Origin of the sequence: Tsukamurella pseudospumae (genome assembly GCF_001575195.1) — a bacterium.
In the GTDB taxonomy this organism is placed as follows: Bacteria; Actinomycetota; Actinomycetes; order Mycobacteriales; family Mycobacteriaceae; genus Tsukamurella; species Tsukamurella pseudospumae.
The window spans coordinates 1-297 of record NZ_LSRF01000086.1; the positions used below are offsets into that span (position 1 = coordinate 1).

General features: G+C 65.3%; 1 protein-coding gene. It reads left to right on the forward strand.

The window, feature by feature from the left end:
• Positions 1–80 precede the first annotated feature (80 nt).
• On the forward strand, positions 81–297 hold a 217-nt coding region (locus AXK60_RS25190), incomplete at its 3' end, for a helix-turn-helix domain-containing protein (RefSeq protein WP_139058151.1).

A 297-nucleotide genomic window follows, 5' to 3' on the forward strand; every position in this document is an offset into this window, starting at 1 on the left:
CAAGTAATGGGCGGGGCCTCCCCGTGATGCTGGTGGTCTCTGACCACGCACCAGCCCTTCGAGGGAGGCCCCGCTCGTTCATGCTCACACAAGGAGAGACCGTGGAAGCACATGCTCTGCGCAAGCAGGGGTGGACGATCTCAGCGATCGCCCGTCATCTGGGACGGGACCGTAAGACCGTCCGCAACTATCTCAACGGGGTCACCGAGCCGGGTGTCCGCCACCGGGACGAGGACCCGTTCGAGCCGTTCGCCGAGTACGTCACCAGCCGCTTGCTCGAGGACCCGCATCTGTGGG